At 48.0% G+C, this 25614-nt stretch carries 29 protein-coding genes; 14 read left to right on the top strand and 15 right to left on the bottom strand.

From position 1 onward, the window contains the following. Positions 1-35: 35 nt before the first annotated feature. Positions 36-242: a hypothetical protein gene (locus tag AC0J20_RS10005; RefSeq protein ID WP_473021552.1), complete on the bottom strand. Its 207-nt coding sequence runs from the start codon at positions 240-242 to the stop codon at positions 36-38. A 598-nt stretch (positions 243-840) separates the two neighbouring features. Between AC0J20_RS10005 and AC0J20_RS10000 the strand changes: the two genes are divergently transcribed. From AC0J20_RS10000 to AC0J20_RS09980, 5 genes are read left to right on the top strand one after another with little or no spacing between them, the layout of a single operon-like run. Continuing rightward, on the top strand, positions 841-1800 hold the full coding sequence (locus AC0J20_RS10000; protein WP_473021551.1) for an aldo/keto reductase: 960 nt from the start codon (positions 841-843) through the stop codon (positions 1798-1800). A 3-nt stretch (positions 1801-1803) separates the two neighbouring features. Further along, positions 1804-2793: a TauD/TfdA family dioxygenase gene (locus AC0J20_RS09995; protein WP_473021550.1), complete on the top strand. Its 990-nt coding sequence runs from the start codon at positions 1804-1806 to the stop codon at positions 2791-2793. Positions 2794-2808: 15 nt separating this feature from the next. Further along, positions 2809-3813: a YeiH family protein gene (locus AC0J20_RS09990; protein ID WP_473021549.1), complete on the top strand. Its 1005-nt coding sequence runs from the start codon at positions 2809-2811 to the stop codon at positions 3811-3813. A gap of 17 nt (positions 3814-3830) precedes the next feature. Continuing rightward, positions 3831-5057, top strand: a complete 1227-nt coding sequence (locus AC0J20_RS09985; protein WP_473021548.1) for a sulfite oxidase — start codon at positions 3831-3833, stop codon at positions 5055-5057. A 1-nt stretch (position 5058) separates the two neighbouring features. Then, positions 5059-5418, top strand: coding sequence for a hypothetical protein (locus tag AC0J20_RS09980; RefSeq protein ID WP_229531075.1), 360 nt, complete (start codon positions 5059-5061; stop codon positions 5416-5418). Between the two features lie 402 nt (positions 5419-5820). On the opposite strand, the gene fre is transcribed toward AC0J20_RS09980, so the two are convergent. Both fre and ubiD read right to left on the bottom strand, forming a co-directional pair. After that, on the bottom strand, positions 5821-6522 hold the full coding sequence (gene fre, locus AC0J20_RS09975; protein ID WP_473021547.1) for an NAD(P)H-flavin reductase: 702 nt from the start codon (positions 6520-6522) through the stop codon (positions 5821-5823). Between the two features lie 29 nt (positions 6523-6551). Further along, on the bottom strand, positions 6552-8036 hold the full coding sequence (gene ubiD, locus AC0J20_RS09970; RefSeq protein WP_473021546.1) for a 4-hydroxy-3-polyprenylbenzoate decarboxylase: 1485 nt from the start codon (positions 8034-8036) through the stop codon (positions 6552-6554). A 176-nt stretch (positions 8037-8212) separates the two neighbouring features. Here ubiD and AC0J20_RS09965 point away from each other — a divergent pair, with 176 nt between their 5' ends. Then, positions 8213-9256 carry a S66 family peptidase gene (locus tag AC0J20_RS09965; protein ID WP_473021545.1) on the top strand — a complete coding sequence of 348 codons (1044 nt, stop codon included), beginning with the start codon at positions 8213-8215 and terminating at the stop codon, positions 9254-9256. Between the two features lie 13 nt (positions 9257-9269). Here AC0J20_RS09965 and AC0J20_RS09960 read toward each other — a convergent pair whose 3' ends face one another. Beyond that, complete coding sequence (locus AC0J20_RS09960; protein WP_473021544.1) at positions 9270-9662, bottom strand: VOC family protein; 393 nt, start codon at positions 9660-9662, stop codon at positions 9270-9272. Between the two features lie 361 nt (positions 9663-10023). Here AC0J20_RS09960 and AC0J20_RS09955 point away from each other — a divergent pair, with 361 nt between their 5' ends. Continuing rightward, on the top strand, positions 10024-10959 hold the full coding sequence (locus tag AC0J20_RS09955) for a lipase family alpha/beta hydrolase (protein ID WP_229531070.1): 936 nt from the start codon (positions 10024-10026) through the stop codon (positions 10957-10959). Continuing rightward, positions 10959-11897, top strand: coding sequence for a lipase secretion chaperone (locus AC0J20_RS09950; RefSeq protein WP_473021543.1), 939 nt, complete (start codon positions 10959-10961; stop codon positions 11895-11897). Before AC0J20_RS09955 ends, AC0J20_RS09950 begins: the two co-directional genes overlap by 1 nt. Positions 11898-11971: 74 nt before the next feature. On the opposite strand, the gene AC0J20_RS09945 is transcribed toward AC0J20_RS09950, so the two are convergent. Then, positions 11972-12745, bottom strand: a complete 774-nt coding sequence (locus AC0J20_RS09945; RefSeq protein ID WP_473021542.1) for a Spy/CpxP family protein refolding chaperone — start codon at positions 12743-12745, stop codon at positions 11972-11974. 183 nt (positions 12746-12928) lie between these two features. Between AC0J20_RS09945 and AC0J20_RS09940 the strand changes: the two genes are divergently transcribed. Genes AC0J20_RS09940 through trmL form a run of 4 tightly spaced genes read left to right on the top strand, consistent with a single transcriptional unit; the run spans position 12929 to position 16551 of the window. Next, positions 12929-13627 (top strand): response regulator, encoded by a 699-nt coding sequence (locus tag AC0J20_RS09940; RefSeq protein WP_473021541.1) that lies wholly within the window; start codon positions 12929-12931, stop codon positions 13625-13627. Then, positions 13624-15051, top strand: a complete 1428-nt coding sequence (locus tag AC0J20_RS09935; RefSeq protein WP_473021540.1) for an ATP-binding protein — start codon at positions 13624-13626, stop codon at positions 15049-15051. Before AC0J20_RS09940 ends, AC0J20_RS09935 begins: the two co-directional genes overlap by 4 nt. Positions 15052-15094: 43 nt before the next feature. Beyond that, positions 15095-16084 carry an alpha/beta fold hydrolase gene (locus AC0J20_RS09930; protein ID WP_473021539.1) on the top strand — a complete coding sequence of 330 codons (990 nt, stop codon included), beginning with the start codon at positions 15095-15097 and terminating at the stop codon, positions 16082-16084. 2 nt (positions 16085-16086) lie between these two features. Beyond that, positions 16087-16551: a tRNA (uridine(34)/cytosine(34)/5-carboxymethylaminomethyluridine(34)-2'-O)-methyltransferase TrmL gene (gene trmL, locus AC0J20_RS09925; protein ID WP_229531064.1), complete on the top strand. Its 465-nt coding sequence runs from the start codon at positions 16087-16089 to the stop codon at positions 16549-16551. 33 nt (positions 16552-16584) lie between these two features. Here the strand turns inward: trmL and gpsA are convergent, their stop codons facing one another. Genes gpsA through AC0J20_RS09905 form a run of 4 tightly spaced genes read right to left on the bottom strand, consistent with a single transcriptional unit; the run spans position 16585 to position 18828 of the window. Beyond that, positions 16585-17586 (bottom strand): NAD(P)H-dependent glycerol-3-phosphate dehydrogenase, encoded by a 1002-nt coding sequence (gene gpsA, locus AC0J20_RS09920; RefSeq protein WP_473021538.1) that lies wholly within the window; start codon positions 17584-17586, stop codon positions 16585-16587. A gap of 14 nt (positions 17587-17600) precedes the next feature. Beyond that, the gene (gene secB / locus AC0J20_RS09915) at positions 17601-18116 is read right to left on the bottom strand and encodes a protein-export chaperone SecB (RefSeq protein ID WP_229531062.1); all 516 of its coding nucleotides are present in this window, start codon (positions 18114-18116) and stop codon (positions 17601-17603) included. Between the two features lie 27 nt (positions 18117-18143). Then, on the bottom strand, positions 18144-18395 hold the full coding sequence (gene grxC / locus AC0J20_RS09910; protein ID WP_229531061.1) for a glutaredoxin 3: 252 nt from the start codon (positions 18393-18395) through the stop codon (positions 18144-18146). 7 nt (positions 18396-18402) lie between these two features. Then, on the bottom strand, positions 18403-18828 hold the full coding sequence (locus tag AC0J20_RS09905) for a rhodanese-like domain-containing protein (RefSeq protein ID WP_229531060.1): 426 nt from the start codon (positions 18826-18828) through the stop codon (positions 18403-18405). Between the two features lie 95 nt (positions 18829-18923). Here AC0J20_RS09905 and AC0J20_RS09900 point away from each other — a divergent pair, with 95 nt between their 5' ends. Next, the gene (locus tag AC0J20_RS09900) at positions 18924-20078 is read left to right on the top strand and encodes a murein hydrolase activator EnvC family protein (RefSeq protein WP_229531059.1); all 1155 of its coding nucleotides are present in this window, start codon (positions 18924-18926) and stop codon (positions 20076-20078) included. 476 nt (positions 20079-20554) lie between these two features. Next, positions 20555-21307, top strand: coding sequence for a divergent polysaccharide deacetylase family protein (locus AC0J20_RS09895; protein WP_229531058.1), 753 nt, complete (start codon positions 20555-20557; stop codon positions 21305-21307). A 1-nt stretch (position 21308) separates the two neighbouring features. Here the strand turns inward: AC0J20_RS09895 and AC0J20_RS09890 are convergent, their stop codons facing one another. Genes AC0J20_RS09890 through AC0J20_RS09865 form a run of 6 tightly spaced genes read right to left on the bottom strand, consistent with a single transcriptional unit; the run spans position 21309 to position 25614 of the window. After that, entirely contained in the window at positions 21309-22403 is a 1095-nt protein-coding gene (locus tag AC0J20_RS09890) for a protein-glutamate methylesterase/protein-glutamine glutaminase (RefSeq protein WP_473021537.1), read from the bottom strand. 9 nt (positions 22404-22412) lie between these two features. Further along, positions 22413-23051, bottom strand: coding sequence for a chemoreceptor glutamine deamidase CheD (gene cheD, locus AC0J20_RS09885; protein WP_229531056.1), 639 nt, complete (start codon positions 23049-23051; stop codon positions 22413-22415). A 5-nt stretch (positions 23052-23056) separates the two neighbouring features. Next, positions 23057-23869, bottom strand: coding sequence for a CheR family methyltransferase (locus tag AC0J20_RS09880; RefSeq protein ID WP_229531055.1), 813 nt, complete (start codon positions 23867-23869; stop codon positions 23057-23059). A 9-nt stretch (positions 23870-23878) separates the two neighbouring features. Then, a complete protein-coding gene (locus AC0J20_RS09875; protein ID WP_473021536.1) occupies positions 23879-24364 on the bottom strand; it encodes an STAS domain-containing protein in 486 nt (161 codons plus the stop codon). 5 nt (positions 24365-24369) lie between these two features. Next, a complete protein-coding gene (locus AC0J20_RS09870) occupies positions 24370-25113 on the bottom strand; it encodes a ParA family protein (RefSeq protein ID WP_473021535.1) in 744 nt (247 codons plus the stop codon). Between the two features lie 9 nt (positions 25114-25122). Beyond that, complete coding sequence (locus AC0J20_RS09865; protein WP_473021534.1) at positions 25123-25614, bottom strand: chemotaxis protein CheW; 492 nt, start codon at positions 25612-25614, stop codon at positions 25123-25125.

Genomic DNA, 25614 nt, shown 5'->3' with positions numbered 1-25614 from the left:
GTTAGCACGGGCAAAACCAAAAAAGCGAGCATTATTTATCCTTTGAATTTGCTCAATCTAACTATATTGGCAGCCTTTTTTGCATCACTTTTAAACTCATTTGAACGCCGAACCTCTTCAGTATCAACAACTAAAGTGCCGCGACCTACAACTTTACGAGTTTTGTTTTCTGAGGATTTTAAACTTTTTACAATGTCATTCTCAGCATCGAAACCTACAAGCCAATTAATGATTGCATCCATTGAAAAACCCTATTGGTTCGATATACATGCTGTATATATTAACACTATTTTTCTAAATTGCTATATTGATGTAGATCCAAGTTATTGATGTATTCCGTCAAATTACTAAACCACTTAGCAAGATAAGAATATTCAATGTAATCAACCCAAGGTAATCGCTATTGCACACAAAATGATTTTAACTGTACTTTTTGTCCGTGACCGACGGTAATTTATTGGCTGCCGATCAATAACACCCACTTCAAACATCTAATCCATTAACTATCAATGTATGGTTCGAGGCCCATTCAAATCTGTAGGGGAGCGCCCCTGAGAAAACCAATATCAGAGCATTGTGCTGTCAATCTGCTCACGCAGGTAGACTCCGCTACCAATGTCCCACAAACCGCATCAGCCAATATCCGCGTGTCGCTTTAGTTGCGTCCTTGTTCTGCCATTTTTAACGCTATGTTAAAAATTGTGCACAAATTTCAGTCATGCGGGATTGACATTTGTCTGATTAAATCTAATATAGGTCTTATATAAGACACAAGATTTGACAGGCGATTTACACATAGTGCTAAAGCGTTTGTCCCAAATGCTAACAAGAGAGTTAACAATGCCATTAGAAAAAATGCCCGAAGTCGGATTAGGATTGTGGAAAATTGCCCCTGAAGACTGTGCGCAGTCGGTTTACGATGCGATCTCTGTCGGCTATCGCCATCTTGACAGTGCCTGTGATTACGGCAATGAAAAACAAGTGGGTGAAGGCATTAAACGGGCAATCGAAGACGGATTGTGTTGCCGCGAAGATCTCTGGATAACTTCCAAGCTGTGGAACACCTATCATGCCAAAGAACACGTGAGACCGGCTTTGGAAAAAACCCTGGCTGATTTAGGTCTGGAGTATCTGGATCTGTATCTGATTCACTTCCCGATTGCACAACAATATGTAGATTTTGAAAGCCGTTATCCTCCAGAGTGGTTTTTAGATCCCAATGCCGAAGATCCTAAAATGGCTTTTGCCAAAGTGCCTTTATCCGAAACATGGCACGCAATGGAAGCGTTAGTAGATGCCGGGCTTACCCGCGAAATTGGGGTGTGCAATTATAATTCAGCACTGTTGATGGATCTGATGAACTACGCCAACAAAAAACCCTTTGCGCTGCAGATAGAATCACACCCTTATTTAACTCAGGAAAAGCTGATTAAGCTGGCCAAAAATTACGGTTTACAGGTCACCGCCTTTTCACCACTCGGTGCCTTGTCCTATCTGGAGCTGAATATGGCTGCCCAGAATGAATCCGTATTGGTTCAGGAGGCTGTACAAAAAGCCGCAGCCAGAACCGGAAAAACCGAAGCTCAGGTGGTATTGCGTTGGAACATACAACGAGGCTGTTCCATTATCCCCAAAAGCTCAAAATTACATCGTCTGAAGGAAAATCTGGATATTTTTGATTTTAGTCTTACCGAAGACGAAATGCAGGCGATATCGGCATTAAATGCGAATAAGCGATTCAACGATCCTGGCGAGTTTTGTCAGGCCGCATTTAATACACATTGTCCAATCTACGACTAGGAGATGCAGGTGAAAAAGATCGAATTAACTCATATCGACGGCCAATTACAGCTAGGTGACAGTACCTTTCCGGCCATTGTCGAAAACAAACCCGGATTTACCAATCTTGACGACTGCATTGCCTGGGTAAAAGAGAATCTGGCTGAGCTGGAATCCGAATTAGCAACGGCGGGTTCATTGCTGTTTCGCGGTTTTCCAATTAATTCAGCGGAAACCTTTGATGCCTTTTCAGCCGCATTTGGTTATGCCAACTTTACCTACAAAGAATCGCTGTCAAACGCGGTCAGGGTAAACTTTACCGAGCGGGTTTTTACCGCCAATGAAGCGCCGAAAGATGTAGAAATTTATTTGCATCACGAAATGGCGCAAACACCGATTTATCCCAGTAAACTGTTTTTCTTTTGTCAGTCAGCAGCCGAAACCGGCGGCGCGACTCCACTGTGTCGCTCTGACTCATTGTTTACTGAACTGGAAAAACAGGCGCCAACACTGGCCAAAGACTTTGAAGAAAAAGGCGTTAAATACACCACCCGTATGCCTGGCGCTGATGATGCTAATTCCGGGCAAGGTCGTAGCTGGAAGAGCACCCTCAGTGTCGATTCAGTAGAAGCCGCCGAGGCCAAACTGGCGGAGCTGGGTTATAGCTGGCAATGGCAGGAAGATGGCAGTCTGGTAGCAACGACTCCGGTTATGCAGGCTGTAATGCAGTTGGATAACGGCGTAAAAACCTTTTTCAATCAGCTAATCGCCGCTTACATGGGCTGGAAAGGGGTCCGGGAAAATCCCGCCAGTGCAATTACTTTTGGCGATGGCAGTCACATTCCCAAAGAAGGTCTGGAGTTGGTCAACGGTCTGGCAGATCGATTCACCTATGACTTACAATGGCAGGATGGAGATGTCGCTCTGGTGGATAACTACATGGCTATGCATGGACGTCGTCCCTATTCCGGCGACAGAAAGCGACAGGTATTAGTGGCACTGGCAGCCGCTTAAAACAACGGACAGGACATGTATCAACTCGAGCAATTCGTTCAACAATCCCGACAGCTTGCTCCCGGGATTTTTGTGGCCATTATTACCGGGCTGGCCGCATTATTCTTAAGTGAACACTACGGGGCACCGGCAATGCTGTTTGCCCTGCTTCTGGGGATAGCGATGTCCTTTCTCTACCAGGACACCCAATGTAAAGCCGGTATCGAATTTACCACCTGCCACGTGTTGCGTATCGGTGTCGCCTTGCTGGGATTGCGTATCGCCTTTGACGATGTCATTTCTCTGGGGTGGCAAACCGCTCTGCTGTTGATCATTGCGGTGGCATCCACCATTGTGTTTGGCATCTTTTTAGCTAAAGTGTTTCGCCTGAGTAGCCGATTTGGTGCGTTAACCGGCGGTTCTGTGGCCATATGTGGCGCGTCAGCAGCTATGGCTATTTCCGCGGTTTTACCCAGAGACGAAAACCGCGAACGAGACACGCTGTTAACTGTTATTGGTGTTACCTCTTTGTCTACCATCGCCATGGTAGCCTACCCCATTATTGCTACATACCTGGGCCTGGACGAAACGCAAACCAGTATCTTTTTAGGTGGCACCATTCACGACGTCGCTCAGGTGGTGGGGGCTGGATATTCAGTTTCCGAGCAAACCGGAGATTTGGCTACCTTGACTAAGTTGGTGCGTGTGGCTTTTTTAATGCCAGTGGTTCTGTGTTTTTTACTGGTGCTTAAGGCCAATAAATCCAATGCTGTACAAAATGGTAAAACCCCAGGACTTCCGGGATTTTTAGTGGCCTTTATCGTGCTAATGTTAATCAACAGCCTGGTGTCGATCCCTGAAGCCATCACCTCAACAGCTACGGAAATAAGCCGCTTTGCCCTGGTGGTTGCTATTGCGGCAATAGGGATGAAATCCAACCTGGGACAGCTTACCAAAGTTGGCATTAAGCCCATTATTTTGATGGTGGCTGAAACCGCCTGGATTGCAGTGATTATTCTCGGCTGGTTGATGTATTTTTAAACAAGAAGGTTGCTATTATGCCGGCTAAAAATCACCTGTCCCGACGCCGTTTTTTGCTTCAATCCGGCGCATTCAGTGCGCTATTGGGCACTGAGATCGTGTTTCACAAATATCTGCCCCCAGGACTTTTGCCCGTTGCATTGGCCGAAACCAACACCATTGCCGGTAAAGATCCCGGCCTTGTGGTACTCAACGATCGGCCGCTGAATGCGGAAACGCCGGCCCACCTGCTGGATGATAAGGTTACACCGGCGTCAAGACTGTTTGTCCGTAACAATGGTATTCCGCCCGAGGCACCAGACAGTGACAACTGGACCCTGACCATCTCAGGTGAATCGGTTGAACAGGAAAAAAGCTGGACAATTCAGCAGCTAAAAGACAATTTTAAGCACTATAGTTATCAGTTAACCATTGAATGTGGTGGCAATGGCCGCGCCGAGTTTAACCCTCCGGCAAAGGGAAACCAGTGGACTACGGGGGCTGTTGGTTGTCCTAAATGGACCGGAGTAAGGCTCAAAGATGTTTTACAGGCCAGTGGCATTAAACCTGATGCTGTTTACATTGGCTACTATGGAGCAGATAAGCACTTATCGGGCGATCCGGGAAAATTTCCGATTTCCCGTGGGGTCCCTATCCACAAAGCGCTGGAAGACGAAGCGCTAATCGCCTGGGCAATGAACGACGAACCATTGCCATTATTGAACGGCTTCCCGCTCAGACTGGTTTTTGGCGGTTGGCCAGCCAGCACATCGGGCAAGTGGCTGCAAAAGATCGCGGTGAGAAATCAGGTACATGACGGCGCCAAAATGACAGGTACGGCATATCGCGTTCCCTGCAATCCGGTGGCACCAGGCAGCACCGTGGATGAGACTCAGATGTGTATCATCGAAGCCATGCCAGTGAAATCCCTGATCACCTTTCCCAAATCTGGTGTCTCGCAAGCACTAACCGAGCCGATGCTGGTAAGGGGCCACGCCTGGGCTGGAGATAAAAAGGTCACCCGGATGCAACTGTCAATTGATTTTGGTCAAACCTGGTTGAATGCGCCGTTGTCATCGCCGGTCAATAAAAATGCCTGGCAACACTGGCAACACAAACTACGCTTCCCCAAACCCGGTTATTACGAAATTTGGGCTAAGGCCACTGACGATACCGGTGTTTCGCAACCCATGGTTCTGCCAGGTTGGAATCCCAAGGGCTACCTGAACAATGCCACTCATCGCATTGCGGTGCAGGTTATCTGATATGATTTTTCTGTTAAAAAACCGGCGAATGCGCCGGGTTTGGGCTGCGTTGTTGCTGCTGTTATTTTGTGCTTCAGGTTGGTCACAGGGCACTACCTTTAAACTGGCGGAAGATCCGGATTTACCTTACGTAATTGCCCACTGCACAGCCTGTCATTCCGGCTCGCTGATCACGCAAAACCGCATGACCAGAGATGGCTGGCTGAAGACCATCCGCTGGATGCAAAAGGAACAGGGATTATGGCCGTTAGGTGAACACGAAGAACGGGTGTTAAATTATCTGGAACGTCACTATTTCCCGCAAACCAGCGGCCGCAGAAAGGCAATAGCCCCCCATTTGATGCCAAAACAGAACCCCTGAAATAATGAACCTGAAAAAACGCTGAATAGCTGTGGTTATTTTGTCACCAGGAGGACAAAAAAGCCCACTAACAATCGTAACAGGAGCGCAAGTTAGCTGTTTATTTCAGACGACAGCGGCAAAAAACCACCTCAACCAGCACCCGGCAATAATTAATCATTAACGAATAATTTCTGTTGGCCAGGCAAGACGCGAAAAATAGCCGCCAAAGTCAGGCAGGGAATCAGATGTCATCGGACCACAAAACCGGGAAAAAGCACACCTTGTGCAGACACCTGACAAACAAATATCGACTTTACTGCTGCTCAGAAGGCTAAAATAGCCCGCAAAGCCATACAAAAAGCGGTCTCTTACACGCTTTTTGTATTCAACTTCTCTAAAGCCCGCCTAATACCATTGCCATTAATTAATAAAAGCAAAGGCGTCGCCAATTAACTGGTCTGGCTGAATACCCTTAGGCAGAAATTCATCTCTGACTACTTTGGCCATTTCAAAGCGACCAGCTACGTACACATGCTGGCCATCCAGAAAGTCAAAATCCGCCAGTACCGCTTTGTGTACCAGTCCGGTTCTGCCATTCCAGCCAGATAGCGGGGTTTCGATCACCGGCACAAATTTAAAGTCACTGTGGGCCTGTTGCAGGGCCAGTAGATAATCCATTTCGTACAGGTCGGCGGGGGTCTTTGCGCCCCAATAAAGACTGACTTTTGCGCCTTTATTGGCGTGCAATTTTTGTAACAGCAAACTGCGGGTGTAGGAATAGCCCGTGCCCCCCGCAATCAGAATAGAATTTTCAGCATCGTTCTGTATCACCGCATTGCCACAGGGAAGCTCAACGTCAATTTCGCCTTCCGCCTGTAAACGCTCGATCACCTGCATTGCATAAGGGTTGTGCTCTGACGCACCAATATGCAGCTCCAGAAAATCTTTTTCATAGGGTGGATTAGCAATAGAAAAGGGGCGCTTGTCTTCGTCGGACATTATCACCTGCAAATACTGACCTGCGCTAAATTCAGGTAACTGGGTATCGCTTTTCAGGATCACCTTATACACAAATGCTGAAACCGACTGCATTTCAGCCACTTTTACCCGAATTATACTCATTGCGTTCTCTGTGCCTCTGTTCACGTTGTTTACTCTAATCCTAAATCTTGCCACATGGCATCAATTTTGGCCTTAACTGCCTCATCCATCACTATCGGTGTACCCCATTCCCGATCTGTTTCACCAGGCAGTTTATTGGTGGCGTCCAGCCCCATTTTTGAGCCCAGTCCGGAAACCGGTGACGCAAAATCCAGATAATCGATGGGGGTATTTTCAATCATTACGGTATCTCTGGCAGGGTCCATGCGCGTCGTCATGGCCCAGATAACATCCTGCCAGTCGCGGGCGTTGACATCATCATCACACACGATCACAAACTTGGTATACATAAACTGGCGCAGGAAAGACCAGACCCCCATCATCACCCGCTTAGCGTGACCGGGATATTGTTTTTTCATAGTGACTACGGCGAGGCGATATGAACAACCTTCCGGTGGCAGGTAAAAATCCACGATTTCAGGAAACTGCCGTTTTAAGATCGGCACAAACACCTCATTCAGTGCCACCCCCAGTATTGCCGGCTCATCCGGTGGTCTGCCGGTGTAGGTGGAATGATAAATAGGATTATCGCGGTGGGTGATGTGGGTCACGGTAAATACCGGAAAACTCTCTACCTCGTTGTAATAGCCGGTATGATCGCCATAAGGCCCTTCCGGGGCCATTTCCTCCGGGTCGATATAACCTTCAAGGACAATTTCTGCACTGGCAGGTACCTGCAAATCATTGCTGATACAAGCAGTGATATCGGTTTTATCCCCCCGTAACAGTCCTGCAAAGGCGTATTCAGATAAGGTATCCGGTACGGGAGTTACGGCACCCAGTATGGTCGCCGGATCAGCCCCCAGTGCGACTGCCACCGGAAACTTCTCACCGGGGTGTTGCTGGCACCACTCTTTAAAATCCAAAGCGCCGCCACGATGCGACAACCAGCGCATAATAACCTTATTTTTGGCAATCACTTGTTGGCGGTAAATACCCAAATTTTGACGATTTTTATTTGGGCCGCGGGTCACCGTAAGCCCCCAGGTGATCAAAGGCGCAACATCACCCGGCCAGCAACGCTGTACCGGTATTTTATTTAAATCCACTTGTTCGCCGGATAACACATGCTGCTGACAGGGTGCCTTTTTCACTTCTCTGGCAGGCATATTGAGCACCTGCTTAAAGACCGGGACTTTTTGCCATAAATCTTTCAGACCTTTCGGTGGCTCAGGCTCTTTCAGAAATGCCAACAACTCCCCTACGTCTCTGAGCGCTGCTACATCGTCCTGGCCCATTCCCATGGCAACCCGTTTTGGCGTGCCAAACAGATTGGCTAACACAGGCATATTTACGCCATCGGGATTATGTGGATGTTGCACATTTTCGAATAAAATAGCCGGCCCTCCGGCACGCAAAGTGCGATCGGCGATCTCGGTCATTTCCAGCTCAGTGCTGACCGGCACGGTAACGCGTTTTAACTCACCAACCTCTTCCAACTGTTGGATAAATTCTCTCAGATCTTTATATTTCATATAGGGCTTATGCAGACGTAAATGCTGATGATGCAACTAAATTTTGCGCTATTATACGGGTTTGCGACGCAATATTGAAATGACAGTCAACTGAACTTTGAGTCATAATGTAGAACACAACTATGCACATACAAAAAGGCTGCATAAAAGGCTATTAAAAGGCTCCCTGTTTCACCATGCGCTACCCTAAACCATTACTCCCAAATGCCACGATCGCGATAACCGCGATATCTTCCGGTGTCGATGCCGCACTGCATCGCCGTCTGGATTTCATCCTGAATAATTTGCGCCGACAAGGCTACAACATCATCGAAGGTCAGTGCCTGCGCTCCAATATTGGTTATGTTAGTGCTGATGCTGAAACCCGGGCAGCAGAGCTAATGCAGTTTTTATCCGATCCGGACATTGCGGCAGTTATTCCGCCATTTGGTGGCGAACTGGCCACCGAATTGTTGCCGTTACTGGATTTTGAAAAACTCAAAACCCTGCCGCCAAAATGGATACTTGGCTATTCCGATGTCTCCACCATTACCTGTGCACTTACTGCAAGCAGCGACTTTGCGACGGTGCACAGTGCCTGCCTGATGGAAATGCTGCCCCGACAACCCGATCCCTTCACCGGGCGCATTCTGCAACATCTGAGCTGTGATGAGATGAGTAGTTTTGAACAACAAAGTGCCAGCCACTTTCAGAACACATTTCCGGACTGGAAGCGCGATCCCTATTGTCGTTTTGATTTAAGCCAGCCCTCTCGTTGGCGGAAACTAAGTAAAGACAACGATACTGACGACAGCTTACAGTTACGAGGCCGGTTGTTTGGTGGATGTCTGGATACCTTGGTAAACCTGTTTGAGAATCCGTACCTCGATTTTGCGGGTTTTAAAACACGCTACCAGCTGGACGGCGTGATTTTGTTTTTAGAGAATGTTGAAATGTCGCCCAAAGCCTTAAAGCGCGCGTTACTCAGCCTGGAGATGCGCGGTGTATTTAAGCACCTGAATGGACTGCTTCTGGGACGCAGTACCGGCCCACAAGACGCGAATGGCGAGTTAGACTATCACCAGATTGTCCGTGATTTTTTTATCGACAAAGACTTTCCGGTACTGCTTGATGCCGATATCAGCCACTATCCGCCCAACATGACGCTTATTAATGGGGCATTAGCCAATATCGACTATTGTGAGGGCCAGGCCCGCGTTACGCAGAGCCTGGTACCTTAGCCAGGATTTGCTTTCAGGCCTTGTTTACCTCTGAGATCAGCCCGATAACCGCACCTGCAGGGTCCTGAACAACGCAAAATTCATCATCGCCCATGCCTTTTGGCCCATACAATAATTTTCCTCCCAGCTTTTCGCTGGCGGCGATACTGTCATGCACGTTTCTTACCCGCACATACATTAGCCATTGCGGCGGTAATCCAAGATTGCAACCTCTTGCGTGACACACACCAGCTACGGTTTCACCGGTTTCGGGCAAATCCATGGTGTAATCCTGGTAATCTCCCATTGATACTGCGCCACTTTTCCAGCCCACGACGGATTCGTAAAAACCTTTCAATGACTCCGCTTCTTGCACCGTCAGATCGCGCCATTCTATCGCACCAATTTGTTTTTCTGCCTGTTCCATTGTTTTCTCCTGAAGCTCAGATCAATTCTAGAACTAAAATCCACAAGCTCAAATTTATCGCAATCGGGTATTTTTTCGGTAACCCACCAAAATAAGTACAATTTATAACCACAATAGGTCAAATAAATAACCTCTCCACATTGATTCCTGCAACTACCTGCACCCCGCGAAACCACTCAGTTAACAGGCTTTTTGCCGGCGAACCTGTGTCCTTCAAATCTGCATCCTGGCTGCGCTTAATGCAAGGCAATTCACCTGCACAAAAGTTGAGCTATTGATCTTTACATTTTATTAACCAATTATTTACAACTGGTTGGACATCCTACCTGTTTCAAAATCAATAACTACCAGGAACATCACAATGAAAAAGCTAATACTCGCTGTACTCCTACTCAGCAACTTACTCATGGTTACCCCATCCAGCTATGCTGGCACCTATGCAAAAACCAAATACCCCATCGTGCTGGTGCATGGTTTGTTTGGCTTCGACGATCTGCTTTGGGTAGATTACTTTTACAAGGTACCCAACGCCCTGAGTCGCAACGGTGCCCGGGTTTACGTGGCAACGGTATCTCCGGCGAATGCTACCGAAGTCCGTGGCGAACAACTACTCGCCTATGTACAGGAAGTGCTGGCCGTGACCGGGGCTGAAAAAGTCAACCTGATTGGTCATAGTCATGGCGGGCCCACCATACGTTATGTGGCCAGTGTGGCACCGGAATTGGTGGCTTCAGCGTCATCGGTGGCCGGAGTAAACTGGGGGAGTCCGGTCGCCGATTTAGTGCGGGCAGGTATCGAACCCGACTCGGCCCTGGAAGGTATCGCCAAAACTATTTTTGATGGCTTTAGCAATTTTCTGGAGTTAATTACCGGTTCTAATCCAGGTGAATTACCCACGGATACCATTGCCGCTCTGGAAGCACTGACCACAGAAAGAACCTTGCAGTTCAATGCCGCTTACCCTGAAGGTATGCCTTCTGCTTACTGTGCTAACGATGGTGATCTGGTGGGCAGCAACGGTGTTTATTATTTCTCATGGAGTGGTGGCTCCACCTACACCAACGTGTTTGACATTGCCGATCCGGCCCTGGCGCTCACTGGCCTGGCGTTCAATGAAAGCAATGACGGTCTGGTCTCTTCCTGTAGCTCTCACCTGGGCTACGTACTAAAAGACAACTACAAGATGAATCACCTGGATGAAGTCAACCAAACCTTTGGCATACACCATTTGTTTGAAACTGATCCGGTGTCAGTATTTGTGCAACAGGGCAACCTGCTGAAGCAACTGGGCCTGTAATGATGCGCAAACTGCTTTTTACAGCGGTTGCCGGAGCAGGGCTTGTTGCCCTGCTGCTGTGGACCGATACCACCGAAACGCCAACAGCGAATCGCGCGCTACAAAACCCGGCTTCGCAATCTGCGCCAGCAGCAAAAGAACTTGCCAACGAAGATGCCGTACCAGCGGCTGAAGTCGCAGTGATTCCGTCGGAAGATAACGACTTTATACTCACTTCCGGTATTAAGGATGTCTTGGACAACATTATTCTGAGTGCAGACAGCACTGATACAGAAACCATTCTGACTTACGCGCAACAGCATTGTATACAACAACAATTACACGCAGCGGGATGTGACGCTTTTTTAAGGCTGCTGCAAACCTATCTGGAATACAAGGTAGCGCTACAGACATTGGAACCCGACGGTCTGCACACCGGTTCTGCCCTTGCCAATATTCGCGAACAGTTGCATCAGTTAGAATCCTTGCGGCGGGCTTATTTTACCAATGAAGAATTTAGCGCTTTATTTGGTGAAGAGCAGCAACTGGATAAACAGGCATTGGCCAGAAGGGAAATTGCCTTGTCGCCGCATCTGAGCCGGGACCAAAAACAAGCACAGATCGAAGCCCAGTTAAGAAACCTGCCTGAGGCTCAAAAAAACGCGTTCGCCCCCACGCTGGCAATGCAGGATCTGAGAGAAATTAAACAACGCTATACGGATCAGCAAAGCCGTCTTATCGAAGCTGAAAACCAATTTGGTGCAGAAGCGGCACAGCGACTGGCTGTTGTATGGCAACAGCAGGCTTCCTTTGAACAACAACTTGATGATGTGGCGCAGCAATGGGCAGATATGACAAAGTCGGAGACTATCGCAGCAGATTCTCTGGATATATTGTTACAACAGCACTTTACCGGTAATCAGTTGCGCCGGGCCAAAGCCATTTTAAAGCATCGTTGAGCTGAACAGCCCCTAAGGTCAGGGGATAACAACAAGGCATTGACGCCAACATGTCGGCGTCAATGCCTCGCTTGCTAGATCATACGTGGCAGGAACAGATGTCTGCCTCTTTTTTGCAACTTAGCCTGTTGTTCCTCCGTCAGTAACTGATACACCTGCTGGTGATCCGCCACTACGGCATAAAAGCTTGCCTGGAATTCCGGGAAAGAGGCACTGAACAAAGCACTGACCTTATCAGAAGAATAGCTGCCTTCCTGCATCCAGCTTTTCAGTTCCTCACGGAAACCCTGCACCTGCTCGCGCAGGGCCGTTTTGCTGGCTTGTGCCTGCTCTAACAGAGGCTCAACCTGTGCCTTTTGTTCGTCACTCAGCGCTAATTTCTCTGCCAAACGTTCAAACCGGGTCTGTGGATCACCTTTGCCACGACGCGGTGACTTGTCGGCCATCAGTGCCTCCGCTTTTTCTCTTTGCGCTTCGGTCAACACCTGATACACCGCATATTTCTTATCGGCTTTAGCCACAGCCATCGCGGTAAGTGTGGTTTCGTATTGAGCCAGCAAAGATGCGATACTTTCCTGAGTTACATTGCCTGAATCAATCAGGTTCAGCGCCTCCTCCTGTAACTTTTTCATATCTTCACGATACAGAGACATGGTATCTTTTGCGTCGTGCATTACGCTGCGAATAGCTTGCTTCTGCTCGCGCTCCAAGTCCAACTGCTTAAAGAACTGGCGCATTTCTTTGCGCGGTCCGTGGCGATCATGCTCGCCTTTTTCATGGGCGAACGCCAAACCGGTTGCCAGTACAGAAACACCCACGACAGTGGTTACAAATTTTCTTAATGTCATTACATTGCCCTCTTGGTAAACAACGATTTTAGTCTGGCACAACACAGATAAAGGAACGTATAGCCAATGTAAAGGTTTGGTAAAGAGTTAAACTATCCCTGTTACACAGGGTCACAGAAACTGCTAAATTAACCCAAATGTTCGTGAATGATGACACGGCTTGTTACAAGGTAAAGAATCGACATGACGGCAAAATCGTTATTAATTATCGACGATGATAAAGAACTCACCGGCTTATTGTGTGAGTACTTATCACCGCAGGGCTACCAGATACAGTGTGCTCACGATGGTCCCACCGGGGTGCAAATGGCCACCAGTGGCGAACATTATGATCTGATCTTACTGGATGTCATGTTGCCGGAACTGGACGGTTTCGAGGTGCTCAAAAAAATTCGCATTAGCCACCTGACCCCCATCATGATGTTAACCGCCAAAGGCGACGATTTTGATCGCATTTTTGGACTGGAATTAGGGGCTGATGATTATATGCCAAAGCCCTTTAATCACCGGGAACTGTCCGCCCGTATTAAAGCCATCATCCGGCGAATGGAGTTTGTACCCAGTCACAGCACTCATCAACCTATCACTATTGGCGATGTAAAAATTCAACCGGTTTGTCGCTCTGTACATTGCGCGGAGCAGGAAATCGAAGTCACTTCTACCGAGTTTTCTATTTTGCATTTACTGATGATGAACTGTGGAAATCTGGTCAGCAAGCAGGACATCAGCAAGAAGGTACTGGGCCGACCATTGGCCAGTTATGATCGCAGTATCGACATGCATGTCAGCAACCTTCGCAAAAAACTGAATAACATTGCGGATAAAGAGCGTATTAAAACCGTGCGCGGCTCTGGCTATATCTTACTGGGGAGCGCCAATTGAACAGCCGCTATCTAAACAAACTCAATCCTCTTAACAGTATTTTCGGCCGCCTGTTCCTGTGGTTTTGGCTGACAACGGTGGTGATGATTGTCTGTACCGCCATCACTGTAAGGCAGATTATTAAAGGGCCTGAGCTACAAACCATTCCTGCTGATGAGCAGCAAAAACTGGAGCAGATCGCCATTGAATTTCGTCGCAAGGTTGAGGCTGGCGTGTTTCATAATTCGCGAAAAATGTCTCGACTGGTCAGAATGCTCAGCACCCGCTTCGACAGTGACGTGGTAATTCTGGATGTTGAGCAGGACCGGGTTTTCCACGACGCTCCCAGAATGCCAGCCCCATTTGAAAGACGCTTCATCAATCTGGCTTCGGCAGAAACCGCCTATGGTTTTATGGCAGCGGACCGGCTATTTTTTGGTCCGGTTAATGTTGAGGTGGCCGGTAAACAATATTCAATTTTTAATGGCCGCATGATCCGCTTCCCCATGCTCCAGCACCGCACAGACTTGTTTGCTCTGATAGCGCTGAGTATCAGTGGTCTGTTGTGTTTTGCACTGGCCTGGTCGTTTACCCGGCCGATCAAGGAATTGCGGGATGCGACCCAGGAAATGGCTAAAGGTAATCTGCAAGCCGGTACCACTCACAATACCAGCAGAAAAGACGAGATTGGCGAGCTAAGCCATGATTTTCAAACCATGTCAGTCAAGCTCAATGAATTGCTGGAAAATCAAAAACGATTGCTGGCGGATATCTCTCATGAACTGCGCTCTCCGCTGGCGCGCCTGCAACTTGCCATCGGCATCGCGCAGCAACACCTGGAAACACAACCCTCTTCCGAAACCACGGAAAACAACCCCATTCACTTGCAATTACTGGAGCGCATTGAAAAAGAGGCTCATCAGATCGACACCATGATAGGTAATGTTCTGCAGCTTTCCCGACTGGAGAGCAAAGCGTTTGAAGTCCACAAGCACAAAGAATGCTTTCCCGGCTGTATTGAGGGGATTATCGACGACGCCCGCTATGAGGCAAAAAGTCATGGCAAATCAATTGATACTGATTTTCCTGAACCTTTTAGTCTGTTTGTGGAGTCAACCTTGCTGGGCAGTGCCGTAGAAAATATCCTGCGCAACAGCATCAAATATGCGCAACAGCGAATAACGATATCAGCCACAGTAGACCAGCAACAGCTGATTATTCGGATTTCAGACGATGGTTGTGGTGTCCCGCAGCAGGAACTCAGCAAGCTGTTTAGGCCATTTTATCGGGTGTCTTTTGCGCGAAACCGGGAATCCGGCGGCACCGGGTTAGGCTTAGCCATAGCCACACAGGCGATAAACGCGCATAATGGCAGCATTAAGGCAACAAACAACGACAAGGGTGGATTAAGCGTTGCGATTAGCATTCCTATCCAAGAAAGTTAGTATCCGCTTTTTGGGACTTGTATCCGGTTTTTCTTTATTACTTATGGCAAATATCACTTTGGCAAACAATATCTCGCTTACCCAGGAATCGGAACTTCCTGAAAAATACGCCACCACTATCGACCCTTTCTGGCAAAACCAGGTACAAAAAGGTCAGTTCAATGGCCAGGAAAATGTCAGGATTCACACAGCCTGGCTGATTCACCCACAGAGCAAAGGTACCATTGTATTGTCTTCCGGCAGAACCGAAGGCAGCGTTAAGTACAAAGAAGTCTTTTATGATTTCTACCAAAACGGCTATTCCGTTTTCACCCTGGATCACCGTGGTCAGGGTCAGTCCGGTCGCCTCGCCGGTAACCCGGACAAAGGGCATGTCGAGGACTTCAGTTATTACGTGGCGGATTTAAAAACCTTTATTACACAAGAGGTACTGCCCAACAGCCCACAAAAGCCACACTTTTTATGTCATTCCATGGGGTGCGCTATCGGCGCGCTGTACCTGATGAATCACCCCGACACCTTCGATAAGGTGGTTTTCTCGTCTCCCATGTTTGGCATCAATGCCCCCATTCCGCAGTGGCTGGCAAAGGGTATCCTCAATACGCACGGCTTTTTCAACGGTGTCTTTTCGGATGAACCCTGGTACTTTCCCGGCCAGGGCGATAAACAACACGAAGCCTTTGCAGGCAACAGCGTTACCCATAGTAAAGTCAGATTCGAACAAAGTGAACACGCCTTCGAAGCGGTGGACGCAGCACTGGGGGGCATCACCGGAGGCTGGTTAAAGGCCGCTTTATGGGCCATGAACACCGTCGAAGCCAATGCCAGACAGATAACAACCCCGACCTTATTGTTGCAATCCGGCGGCGACACCATTGTGGACAATGAGGCACAGCAGCGGGTATGTGCACAGATGCCAGATTGTCAGCTTAAGGTGGTGGCTGAGGCAAAACACGAACTGCTGTTAGAAGCTGACCAATACCGCGACCAGGCCATGGCTGAAATTCTCAGCTTTTTTGCCAGCAAGGATTAGCCATGTTAGATATCGTATTGTATCAACCCGAAATTCCTCCTAATACCGGTAATATTGTTCGCCTGTGCGCCAACACCGGATTTTCTCTGCACCTCATAGAACCACTTGGTTTTGACTGGGACGATAAAAAAGTACGTCGGGCCGGCCTGGATTACCACGAATTTGCCAACGTGGAGAAATGGCCAGATTTACAAAGCTATATCGATCAACGCCAACCCGCGAACATGTACGCCTGCACAACCAAAGGCACGCGCTTTTTTACCGATGTGCAATATCAGCAAGGTGATTGTCTGCTGTTTGGTCCGGAAACCCGGGGGTTACCCGAAGATTTGATATTTTCCTTGGCGGAAGAACAACGCTTACGCATTCCCATGGTGGCAGGCAGCCGCAGCATGAACCTGTCCAATGCAGTATCTGTGTTTGTTTATGAAAGTTGGCGGCAACTGGGATTCGTCAACGCCAAATAGACCAGAGGGCCAGAATCCTTGACCCTCTGATATTTATTCGAATTTGATTTCGCGGCCCAGCAGTGCCGCGGCGGCGTCCTGTACGGACTTACCCTGGTAAAGAATGGCATAGATTTGTTCGGTAATCGGCACTTCGACGCCCAGACGTTCCGCTAAGATATAGACTTCTTTAGTATTGCGGTAACCTTCTACCACCTGACCAATATCAGCCATGGCTTGCTCGACACTTTTGCCTTCCCCCAGGGCCAGGCCAAAACGTCGGTTGCGGGATTGGTTGTCGGTACAGGTGAGCACCAGATCTCCCAGGCCAGCCATACCCATAAAGGTTTGAGGATTGGCGCCCAGACTGGCTCCCAGACGGCTTAATTCCGCCAACCCACGGGTAATCAATGCCGTTCGCGCATTGGCTCCAAATCCCATACCATCGGATAGCCCGGCGCCAATGGCAATAACATTTTTCACTGCACCACCGAGTTGCACTCCGATAAAATCGGTACTCTTGTACACCCGAAAAGACTTGTCGCAGTGTAACTTTTGCGCAAAATCCGTCATGAAATCGCTATCTTCAGAAGCCAGCGTGATTGCCGTTGGCAGGCCTTTGGCCATTTCCTTTGCAAAGGTTGGCCCCGATAAAACAGCAATCGGTACGTCAGCGCCTAAAATTTCTCTGGCCACCTCTTGCAGCAAACGTCCGGTTTCAGGCTCCAACCCTTTGGTGGCCCACACAATGCGTTGTCCGGGCTTTAAAACAGGTTTGAGCTGCTGCAACATACCGGCAAAAGCATGACTGGGTACAACGACCAAAATGTCACGACTTTTCGCCACCGCAGTTGCCAAATCGGTTTCAATTTGCAGCGCGTCGGGAAACGTAAAATCAGGCAGGTAGGTCTGGTTCTGACGATCTTTTGCCATCGCCTGCATTTGCCTGGTATTGCGCCCCCAGAACCACACCGGGACCTGTTTACGACTTAAGCAAAATGCAAGGGCAGTGCCGTAAGACCCTGCCCCTAAAACCGTGATGGATTGCTCATCCATAATGGTGTGAGTACTTATTGTAGAGGTGCTTCAGCCGCTGCCTGTTCGGCCTGAGCTTGCTGAGCACGCTTTTGCATGTACTGTGCAAAGATAGCGTCGAAGTTAACTGGCTGCAGATTGAATACCGGGAACGTACCTTTGTTGATCAGAGTCGCTACCGTTTCACGTGCATAGGGGAACAAAGTGTTGGGGCAAAAAGCACCGATCATGTGAGCTTTTTGCGGCTCCGGTAACTCATCACCAATCAGGAAAATACCCGCCTGCTGAACTTCGACCAAAAACGCTGTTTGATCTTCAACTTTGGCCTGCAAAGTGATTGTCAGCACAACTTCGTAGTTATTGTCTTCCAGTTTCACCGACTTGGTGTCCATATCGACTTTCATTTCAGGCTTCCACTCTTTAGTGAAAATAGCCGGAGAATTCGGTGTTTCGAAAGAAATATCTTTGCAGTAAATGCGCTGGATATGAAATTGTGGATTTTTTGCCTGAGGTGCTTCTTCAGCGGCACCTGTTTGGATTTCGTCTGCCATGTTAGCTAAGCCTTGTCTAATAAATATTTAAAATAATGGATCTAATTTGCCTTGCCGCTCCAAGGCCATCATGTCGTCGCAACCACCTACGTGATTTTCATTGATGAAAATCTGAGGCACGGTATAACCACCGTTTGCTCGCGCAATCATCTCGTCCCGCAATTCTGGTTGAGCATCAATTTTATACTCCACAAAAGCAACATTCTTATGTTCCAACAATGCTTTTGCTCGCGAGCAATAAGGACAATATGCCTTAGTGTAAATTTCTACTTTTGCCATGACGCTATTACTTCTTAATCGGTAAACCTGCGGAGGTCCAGGTATTCATACCGCCTTTCAACACCGATACCTGAGAAAACCCGTTTTTCAACAACTGAGAAGCCGTGCGTCTGGCACTCATTCCCATTGCGCAAACCACGATAATGGGTGTGTTTTTATATTTTTCAAGGGATTTGAAATCGGCTTTGTTGACCTGTTCCTGGGTCAGGGTTTTAGCACCCAGAATATGGCCCTTTTTAAATTCAGCTGGTTGGCGAATATCTAACACCACAGCCTCAGAACGATTCATCAACAAAGTAACGTCGTGGGTCCCCAACTCTTTGACCGGCGATAAATGACTATTGATGAAGCTATAAAGCAACCAAAGGAACAAAACCACCCAAATTGTTGCCAACATTGGATGATTCCCGATAAACTCAACGAACTGCTGCATAATCTGACTAAAACCTTAAAGTTAAGCAGTGACAATTAAAACGACTGCAAAGTATATAGATTTTACGTTCAGACGCCAGAGGTGTTCCGCATTCAATGTTAAAAACAAGCCCAGAACAGTCCTTTTCTGACGCTTTCCCGTCACTGCTGACACTTTTGCTGTTGTTAACACTCAGCCTGAACGCTGGCGCGCAAACCCAGGACGATTTGAAATCCATTCAGGATGAAATCAAATCCCGTCAAACCAATCTCAATGCCAAAGTGCGCACCGCCGAGAGCCTGCAACAACAATTAAAAAATGCGGAACTGGAAATATCGCAGCTCACTAAAGCCAGCATTATCAGCGCTCAGGAATTAAAGCTCGTTCAGGCAGAACAGCGGCAATTGCAAAACAAACACGATACCCTGACGGCGCAGAAGCAAACCCAACTGAGGTTATTGGCCAACCAGATAAAAAGTGCCTATCTGGCCGGTGACCACGATTACACCAAGCTACTGCTCAATCAGGAAAGTGCCGGAAAATTCGAACGCATGTTGGTGTACTACCAATACCTGAACGATGCCCGTAAAGCGCAAATTGATAGTTTTACCCAACTGATTGCAGAACTGCAAAAAACCGCTGCAGCACTACAGGAAAAACAAACCCAAATAGAGCAACTTCAGGCTCAGCAGCAAGCGCAGCAACAGGCGCTGAAACAACAGCAAAACAGTCGTGAAATCGCCCTGAATGAAATTCAAAAAACCATCAATAGTGACGCCGAACAAATTGAACAACTGCAGATAAACGAACAACAGCTCAGCAATGCCATTGCAGAAGCCCTGGCTCGTGAGGCTGCCAGAAAAGACATAGCCTTAAGTGGCCTGAACAGCGCCAAAGGTAAATTGATCAAACCGGTTAACGGAAAATATCGACGTTTGTTTGGCAAACGCCGGCAGGGCCAGGTACGCTGGAAAGGCGTTATTTTTGAAGCCCCGCAAGGCCGGCCGGTGAGCGCCATTCACCAGGGTAAAGTCATCTTTGCAGACTGGTTAAAAGGCATGGGCCTGGTAACCGTTATCGATCATGGTGCCGGATATATGAGTCTGTACGGACACACTCAGGCCCTGTTAAAACAGGTTGGTGATGTGGTAGAAGGGGGAGAAACTATCGCATTAGTGGGGCAAAGCGGCGGTCAACAAAGCGCCGGACTGTATTTTGAGTTGCGCCACAAAGGCGCGGCAATCAACCCCAGCAACTGGCTGGATCTGTAACGGGTTTTCGCCAAATAAGCAGCTTATTTAATCAATTTTTTGGCAAACTATCTCTGCGTATTGAAACTCATACCTGTAGCAGCCCCATTGTGTTAAAAAATCTGTCATAAAATGGTTTTTCTTGTAGACAGGCGATCCCGAGCTCTTATAATGGTGCTGTTGCCGTGCAATAAAAAATAACACCAAGATTTTGTATCGGCAGGAAGTCGAACTTCATTAGCAGACATTCTCTTTACGAAGATAGTGTTGTTAATGACCGGCTTTCATTTAATCGACCCGAATTTTAATAACAATAACAGAGAAAGATTCAACGAGTCGTGCGCTGCTATGTTAAGTTATTAAACGCTATATTCCGGCTTAGGAATATAGCGTTTGTCTTACTCAACAACCAGGCCAATGCTGTACCCGCAGACGGCAGAAGCCGTGTTTTCCCCAAAATCCTCAGTAAACATAATGATCTCAGGCGCAAGCCATTCATGCCGGTTTGGTTTTTGCTTGCCCTGCTGGCACAACCACAAAGCCTGCACGCCGCTGAAATAGCCCTGATCATTGATGACATGGGTAACAGCGACACTGATGGTGTTGCCTTCAATCTGCCGGAGCAAGTGGCGTTTGCCATTTTACCGCACACGCCCCATTCTAAGAAATTTGCCCTGACCGCCGCCGGTGAACAGCGCGATGTGTTGGTGCATATGCCCATGGAAGCGCTGTCAGGCCTTAACATGGGACCAGGCGGTATATCTTCAGAAATGTCAGAAAGCCTGATAAGGCAACGGCTAACCGAAGCTTTTGAATCCGTGCCACAGGCCATTGGCTTTAACAATCATATGGGCAGCAAACTCACGCAGCTCACTGCACCAATGCAGACCACCATGGAATTCCTAAACTTCCGTCATCTGTTTTTTTTAGATAGTCGTACCACCCGTTACAGCAAGGCTGAACACATAGCGAAAGACTTTGGTGTACCGACCGTGCGTCGCCATGTTTTCCTGGATCACGTACAGGAAACTCAGCATATCGATTATCAATTTCGTCGACTGCTACGCAAAGCTAAAAGAGACGGTTTTGCCGTAGGCATCGCACATCCGCACAAGGTGACCCTGGAATATTTGCAGGCGGCATTACAGGCCCTGGATGAAGAAGGTATAAGACTGATCTCACTGAGAGACAAACTACCGCAGACGCCAAAACAGTGGGCCTGGAACCAGAACAGTCAATACAGTCGCTAGTTCAATGTCCCAATTCAGACACTTTGGCCGCTAATCCGGATAAATTCAGAATATCCTCGTCTGCAACTGCATTAAATTCTTTTACTGCCGCACCAGGCATACCCCACACAACACTGGACGCTTCGTCCTGAACAAAGGTCCTCATCCCCGCTGCACGAATACGCGCCAGTGCCTGTGAGCCGTCTTTGCCCATTCCTGTCAGCAGGATCGCGATGGCCTTGCCGTTTCCCTGCTTCGCAACGGAATCAAACAAAACCTGGACGCTTGGTCGGTGCAAATTTACCGGCTCGTTATCGTGTACCACCGTGTCAAAACCCACCGCGTTTTGGCGCACTTCGAGATGTTTGCCGCCTGGCGCAATATAAATATGCCCCTGACAGACTGGCTCATTGTGCCGGGCTTCTTTGACCGTGAGTGGCAATAAGGCATTCAGTCGGTTGGCATAAGATTCTGTGAACCTGCCCGGTAAGTGCAATGCCACCAGCACCGCCTCCTTACCGCTAAATCGAACCTGAACCAGGAGTTCCTTTAACGCTTCCAGGCTACCGGTGGACCCCCCAATGGCGATAATTTTTTTCGCGGGCCTGAGCTCTGATTCGCTTGCTCCGGTGCGCGGTTCGACTTGCCGGGATATCGCCGGCTTGTGACCGGAGGATTGCCCACTGAGCTTTTTACTGATCGCTTCAAGTGTGGATTTAGAAACACTGGAAGCCGCCAGCACTTTATTGATGATCTCTTGCTGATATTCCCCCATGATCCGCGACAAATCGTTGGGCTTCGCCACAAAATCAATGGCACCTGACTCCAGCGCCTGCATAGTAATTTGCGAACCTTCTGAGGTAAGTGTAGAAATCATAACCACCGGTGTCGGGCGAAGGCGCATCAGATTCTTGAGAAACGCGATACCATTCATTTTTGGCATCTCGACATCCAGAGTTATCACATCGGGATTGAGCTGTTTGATTTTCTGTCTGGCATCGTAGGGATCTTCAGCGCTACCCACAACCTGTATCCGGGCATCTGACGACAGCAAACAGGTTAAAACATCACGAATAAGTTGCGAATCATCAACGATGAGTACTTTTACTTTGTGCATCGGCATTTTTTAATCAAACAAATCGATTTCACCCACTTCAATGTGAGAGGTATCGATACGGCTTTTATATCTGGTTTCACGAATGGCAATGGTGTCATTGTGCATATGTTGCAGCTTTTTCACCATCACTTTGCCGGTTTTTGGGAAAAAATTCACTTTTCTGGGGTGAGGCCCCCCTAAATCTGCAGCAGCCAGTTTATAGCCTTCCATCACCATAAATTTATGCAGAAACTTTATATTTCTTTCACCCACTGATGTCATTTGTTTAATGATCTGCCCCCCGCCGAATGCCTTAAACACGATTTGTGATTTATCGGCACCGTTGCGCAGTAAATCGTTGATCATGCGCTCCATGGCAACATCGCCATAGCGGAAGGATTCACTCATCAAGTCTTCCGCATCATTACTGCTGTTGGAATTGGGCAACATGAAATGGTTCATGGCGCCGAGTCCCGTGGTCTGCTCATAAATGCACACAGAAATACAGGAACCCAGTACAGTGGTGATCATTTCATCATTGCGGGTTACATAATATTCACCGGGCAGGATCTTCGCGGCCACCAGGGAGGCAGACTTATCCACGTAGCGATTAATGGCCTCGAAGCCCTTCATACAGGGCTGCACCTCTGGGTAATGGCGCAATGTCATGACGGTTAACCTCGTTTTCGATAAATCGTTTTTCCGACACTGTCAAAATCATCATTTATCTTATGCAGTGTTTCAGAGTGTCCCAAAAACAAATGCCCGCCGGGTGTCAGGTGCTCCCAATATTTTTGTGCTAAGCGTTGTTTTTTTGGAAAGTCGAAATAGATCAACACATTGCGACAAAAAATAACATCATACTTTCGGTTTAGTTGCCACTCATCCATCAGGTTAAGTTGTTGAAAATCAATCAAATTACGGTATCTTTCCTTAACCCGACATTTATTTAAATTCACTCCTTTGCCCTTGCGAAAGAACTTTTTTTTCACCGCCAGGTCGTAGTTTTCGATCGCTTTTAACGGGTAAATACCATCGGCCCCCGTTTGTAAAACACGGGTATCCAGATCGGTTGCCGTGATATGTAATTTAATGTGTTTTTGCTCACAAACTGGCATCAGATTGAGCACAATAGAATAGGGTTCCTCCCCCGAAGAACACCCTGCGGACCAGATATTAAATTCACTGACCGATAAACTCGCCAGGTGTTGCTTTAAGTAGTCAAAATGGTGCTGTTCACGGCCAAACGAAGTCACATTAGTAGTAATACAATTGATAAATTCTTTAAACTCCTGTGCATCTTTTTCCACCATGCTCAGGTAGTCTTTAAAATCGTTGAGACGATGAAAGCGCAGACGCTTGGTCAGGCGCGCATAGTACATATCGTATTTTTCATCGGTCACCGTGATACCGGACCAGTTATTCGCCAGTTCCCTGAGTCGATTAAAGATTTTCCGGTTATAGCCGAATTCTTTTTGCGCTATCACAACTCACCTTTATGCTGAATGTTGATACTGAGCAAAAAAATCTGCCATACCCGCAGTGTAGAAGTACTGTTGTAATTTGGGATGCACCGCCACGACATTCACCTCAACACCTTTAAAGGCCAGTTGTTTTAGTAAGCTATACAACAACTGTACGCCGGCAGCATCGGCATCCTGGGTGTCGCTGGCATCTACCTGCAGTGCATTGGGCAGCTTACTGAACAGCAAACGCCATTCATCATGCAGAGTTTCAATACTGTGTATGGTTAGCCTCTCAGGGACTTTCAGGCGGCAAAGTTGGTTTTCAATCTGATAGGTGCTGGCAGTCGTTGGTTCCGGTTCGCTTCCTGACTCAGGTGTCTGAGCGGGCAAACTTTCTGTTTCGGTGGGCGTCACTGTCTGCCCTTCTTCATCATCCTGCAACCATTCCAGAGGGTCATGGCCCAACCCCATTTCGGCTTCACTATCGTCTGCAAGAGTCTCTTTTTTGTCCGTCATTCGCTTCACCTGTTGAGAATTAGGTCTGCCAGCTCTGAAAACTCCCGACTGGCTTTACTGTGTGGTGACCAGGCAAGTACCGGCCTGCCATAGCTGGGACTGGTTGCAATGGCGCTACTTTCTTCAATATAAACAGGCACCAGGTCATCCGGAAAATAACGTCTGAGCTTGCTCAGTACGTCATCACTTAATCGCCGCCCCTGCTGTAACCGGCTAACCACAACCCAGTGCTTTTGGTATTTGCCAATCATGCGTTCAAAATTTCGCATGGTAGCCATCATGGTAGACAACCCCGACATACCAAAAAAATCAGGCGTGACAGGGGTCAGCAACTCAGTGGCCATAGCCAACGCATTCACCACCAAAAAGCCCGACGCGGGGGGACAATCCAACAGCACCAGATCGCAATCCGGCACGCTGCGTTTTAAGGCCTTTTTCAATATCAGCCCCCGGCCCTTACCCATTGGGGTTGATTCCAGTCTCTGCAACCCAGGCCCTGCGGTAATAAAGCCCAGTTCGGGTGACAGGGTCTGGATCACGTCAGTGAGTTCACTTTTGCCATTGAGCACCCGGTCTATGCCTGCGCGATTATTTTGAAACAGGCCAAAATATTGGCCAAGTTGTGCCTGCGGGTCCAGATCAATGGCCAATACCCGTTTCCCCTTCTGACTCAGGGCATAGGCTAAATTGGCACAGATGGTGGTTTTCCCTACACCGCCTTTCTGATTTACACAGGCAATCACTCGCATTGCAATCACTCAGACCAGGGCGGCTTGCTGTTGCACTATGGTTTTCAGATCATCAAATTTTTCGGTTTCAAAGATGGATTCAAGCGACAGCATCACCACAATTTTATCCTGATATTTAAACATCCCGGTCATAAACTCAGTGCTCACATTGTTGCCCAACCTGGGCGATTTTTTGATCTCTGAAAGTGACACCGCAATGACATCTGACACTGTGTCTACCACTATCCCCACCAGCATTTCATTACCTGGTTCCCCCACTGACACCACCACCATTACGGTTTGTTTATCAATGGGCTTCGCGGTGTAACCGAATATATCGCGCAGGTCCAGTATGGGCACCATGGCATGGCGAAAATCAATCACCCCCATACAATGGCTCGGTGTATTGGGTAGTTTCCTGATCTCCCCCAAAGCGCGAATTTCCTGCACCCGGGTAATATCCAGACCGTAGATATTGTCTCCCAGGGTAAAGCTCAGTAGTTGTGCTTGGTTATCATTCAT

The sequence above is a fragment of the Planctobacterium sp. R6 genome (assembly GCF_055755215.1).
The sequence above is the reverse complement of the archived record's forward strand: the minus strand, read 5'-3'. Positions and strand labels throughout refer to the sequence as shown.

Bases quoted from the DNA above. Each gene is read 5' to 3' on its own strand.
- AC0J20_RS09990 (WP_473021549.1), top strand. From the start codon at position 2,809: ATGTATCAACTCGAGCAATTCGTTCAACAATCCCGACAGCTTGCTCCC.
- AC0J20_RS09890 (WP_473021537.1), bottom strand. From the start codon at position 22,403: ATGCACAAAGTAAAAGTACTCATCGTTGATGATTCGCAACTTATTCGT.
- AC0J20_RS09895 (WP_229531058.1), top strand. From the start codon at position 20,555: ATGCCGGTTTGGTTTTTGCTTGCCCTGCTGGCACAACCACAAAGCCTG.
- fre (WP_473021547.1), bottom strand. From the start codon at position 6,522: ATGAGTATAATTCGGGTAAAAGTGGCTGAAATGCAGTCGGTTTCAGCA.
- AC0J20_RS09905 (WP_229531060.1), bottom strand. From the start codon at position 18,828: ATGCAGCAGTTCGTTGAGTTTATCGGGAATCATCCAATGTTGGCAACA.
- secB (WP_229531062.1), bottom strand. From the start codon at position 18,116: ATGGCAGACGAAATCCAAACAGGTGCCGCTGAAGAAGCACCTCAGGCA.
- trmL (WP_229531064.1), top strand. From the start codon at position 16,087: ATGTTAGATATCGTATTGTATCAACCCGAAATTCCTCCTAATACCGGT.
- AC0J20_RS09960 (WP_473021544.1), bottom strand. From the start codon at position 9,662: ATGGAACAGGCAGAAAAACAAATTGGTGCGATAGAATGGCGCGATCTG.
- grxC (WP_229531061.1), bottom strand. From the start codon at position 18,395: ATGGCAAAAGTAGAAATTTACACTAAGGCATATTGTCCTTATTGCTCG.
- AC0J20_RS09875 (WP_473021536.1), bottom strand. From the start codon at position 24,364: ATGACGGACAAAAAAGAGACTCTTGCAGACGATAGTGAAGCCGAAATG.
- AC0J20_RS09980 (WP_229531075.1), top strand. From the start codon at position 5,059: ATGATTTTTCTGTTAAAAAACCGGCGAATGCGCCGGGTTTGGGCTGCG.
- AC0J20_RS09955 (WP_229531070.1), top strand. From the start codon at position 10,024: ATGAAAAAGCTAATACTCGCTGTACTCCTACTCAGCAACTTACTCATG.
- cheD (WP_229531056.1), bottom strand. From the start codon at position 23,051: ATGACATTGCGCCATTACCCAGAGGTGCAGCCCTGTATGAAGGGCTTC.
- AC0J20_RS09965 (WP_473021545.1), top strand. From the start codon at position 8,213: ATGCGCTACCCTAAACCATTACTCCCAAATGCCACGATCGCGATAACC.
- AC0J20_RS10005 (WP_473021552.1), bottom strand. From the start codon at position 242: ATGGATGCAATCATTAATTGGCTTGTAGGTTTCGATGCTGAGAATGAC.
- AC0J20_RS09995 (WP_473021550.1), top strand. From the start codon at position 1,804: ATGCAGGTGAAAAAGATCGAATTAACTCATATCGACGGCCAATTACAG.
- AC0J20_RS09900 (WP_229531059.1), top strand. From the start codon at position 18,924: ATGTTAAAAACAAGCCCAGAACAGTCCTTTTCTGACGCTTTCCCGTCA.
- gpsA (WP_473021538.1), bottom strand. From the start codon at position 17,586: ATGGATGAGCAATCCATCACGGTTTTAGGGGCAGGGTCTTACGGCACT.
- AC0J20_RS09865 (WP_473021534.1), bottom strand. From the start codon at position 25,614: ATGAATGATAACCAAGCACAACTACTGAGCTTTACCCTGGGAGACAAT.
- AC0J20_RS10000 (WP_473021551.1), top strand. From the start codon at position 841: ATGCCATTAGAAAAAATGCCCGAAGTCGGATTAGGATTGTGGAAAATT.
- AC0J20_RS09870 (WP_473021535.1), bottom strand. From the start codon at position 25,113: ATGCGAGTGATTGCCTGTGTAAATCAGAAAGGCGGTGTAGGGAAAACC.
- AC0J20_RS09940 (WP_473021541.1), top strand. From the start codon at position 12,929: ATGACGGCAAAATCGTTATTAATTATCGACGATGATAAAGAACTCACC.
- AC0J20_RS09950 (WP_473021543.1), top strand. From the start codon at position 10,959: ATGATGCGCAAACTGCTTTTTACAGCGGTTGCCGGAGCAGGGCTTGTT.
- AC0J20_RS09930 (WP_473021539.1), top strand. From the start codon at position 15,095: ATGGCAAATATCACTTTGGCAAACAATATCTCGCTTACCCAGGAATCG.
- ubiD (WP_473021546.1), bottom strand. From the start codon at position 8,036: ATGAAATATAAAGATCTGAGAGAATTTATCCAACAGTTGGAAGAGGTT.
- AC0J20_RS09945 (WP_473021542.1), bottom strand. From the start codon at position 12,745: ATGACATTAAGAAAATTTGTAACCACTGTCGTGGGTGTTTCTGTACTG.
- AC0J20_RS09985 (WP_473021548.1), top strand. From the start codon at position 3,831: ATGCCGGCTAAAAATCACCTGTCCCGACGCCGTTTTTTGCTTCAATCC.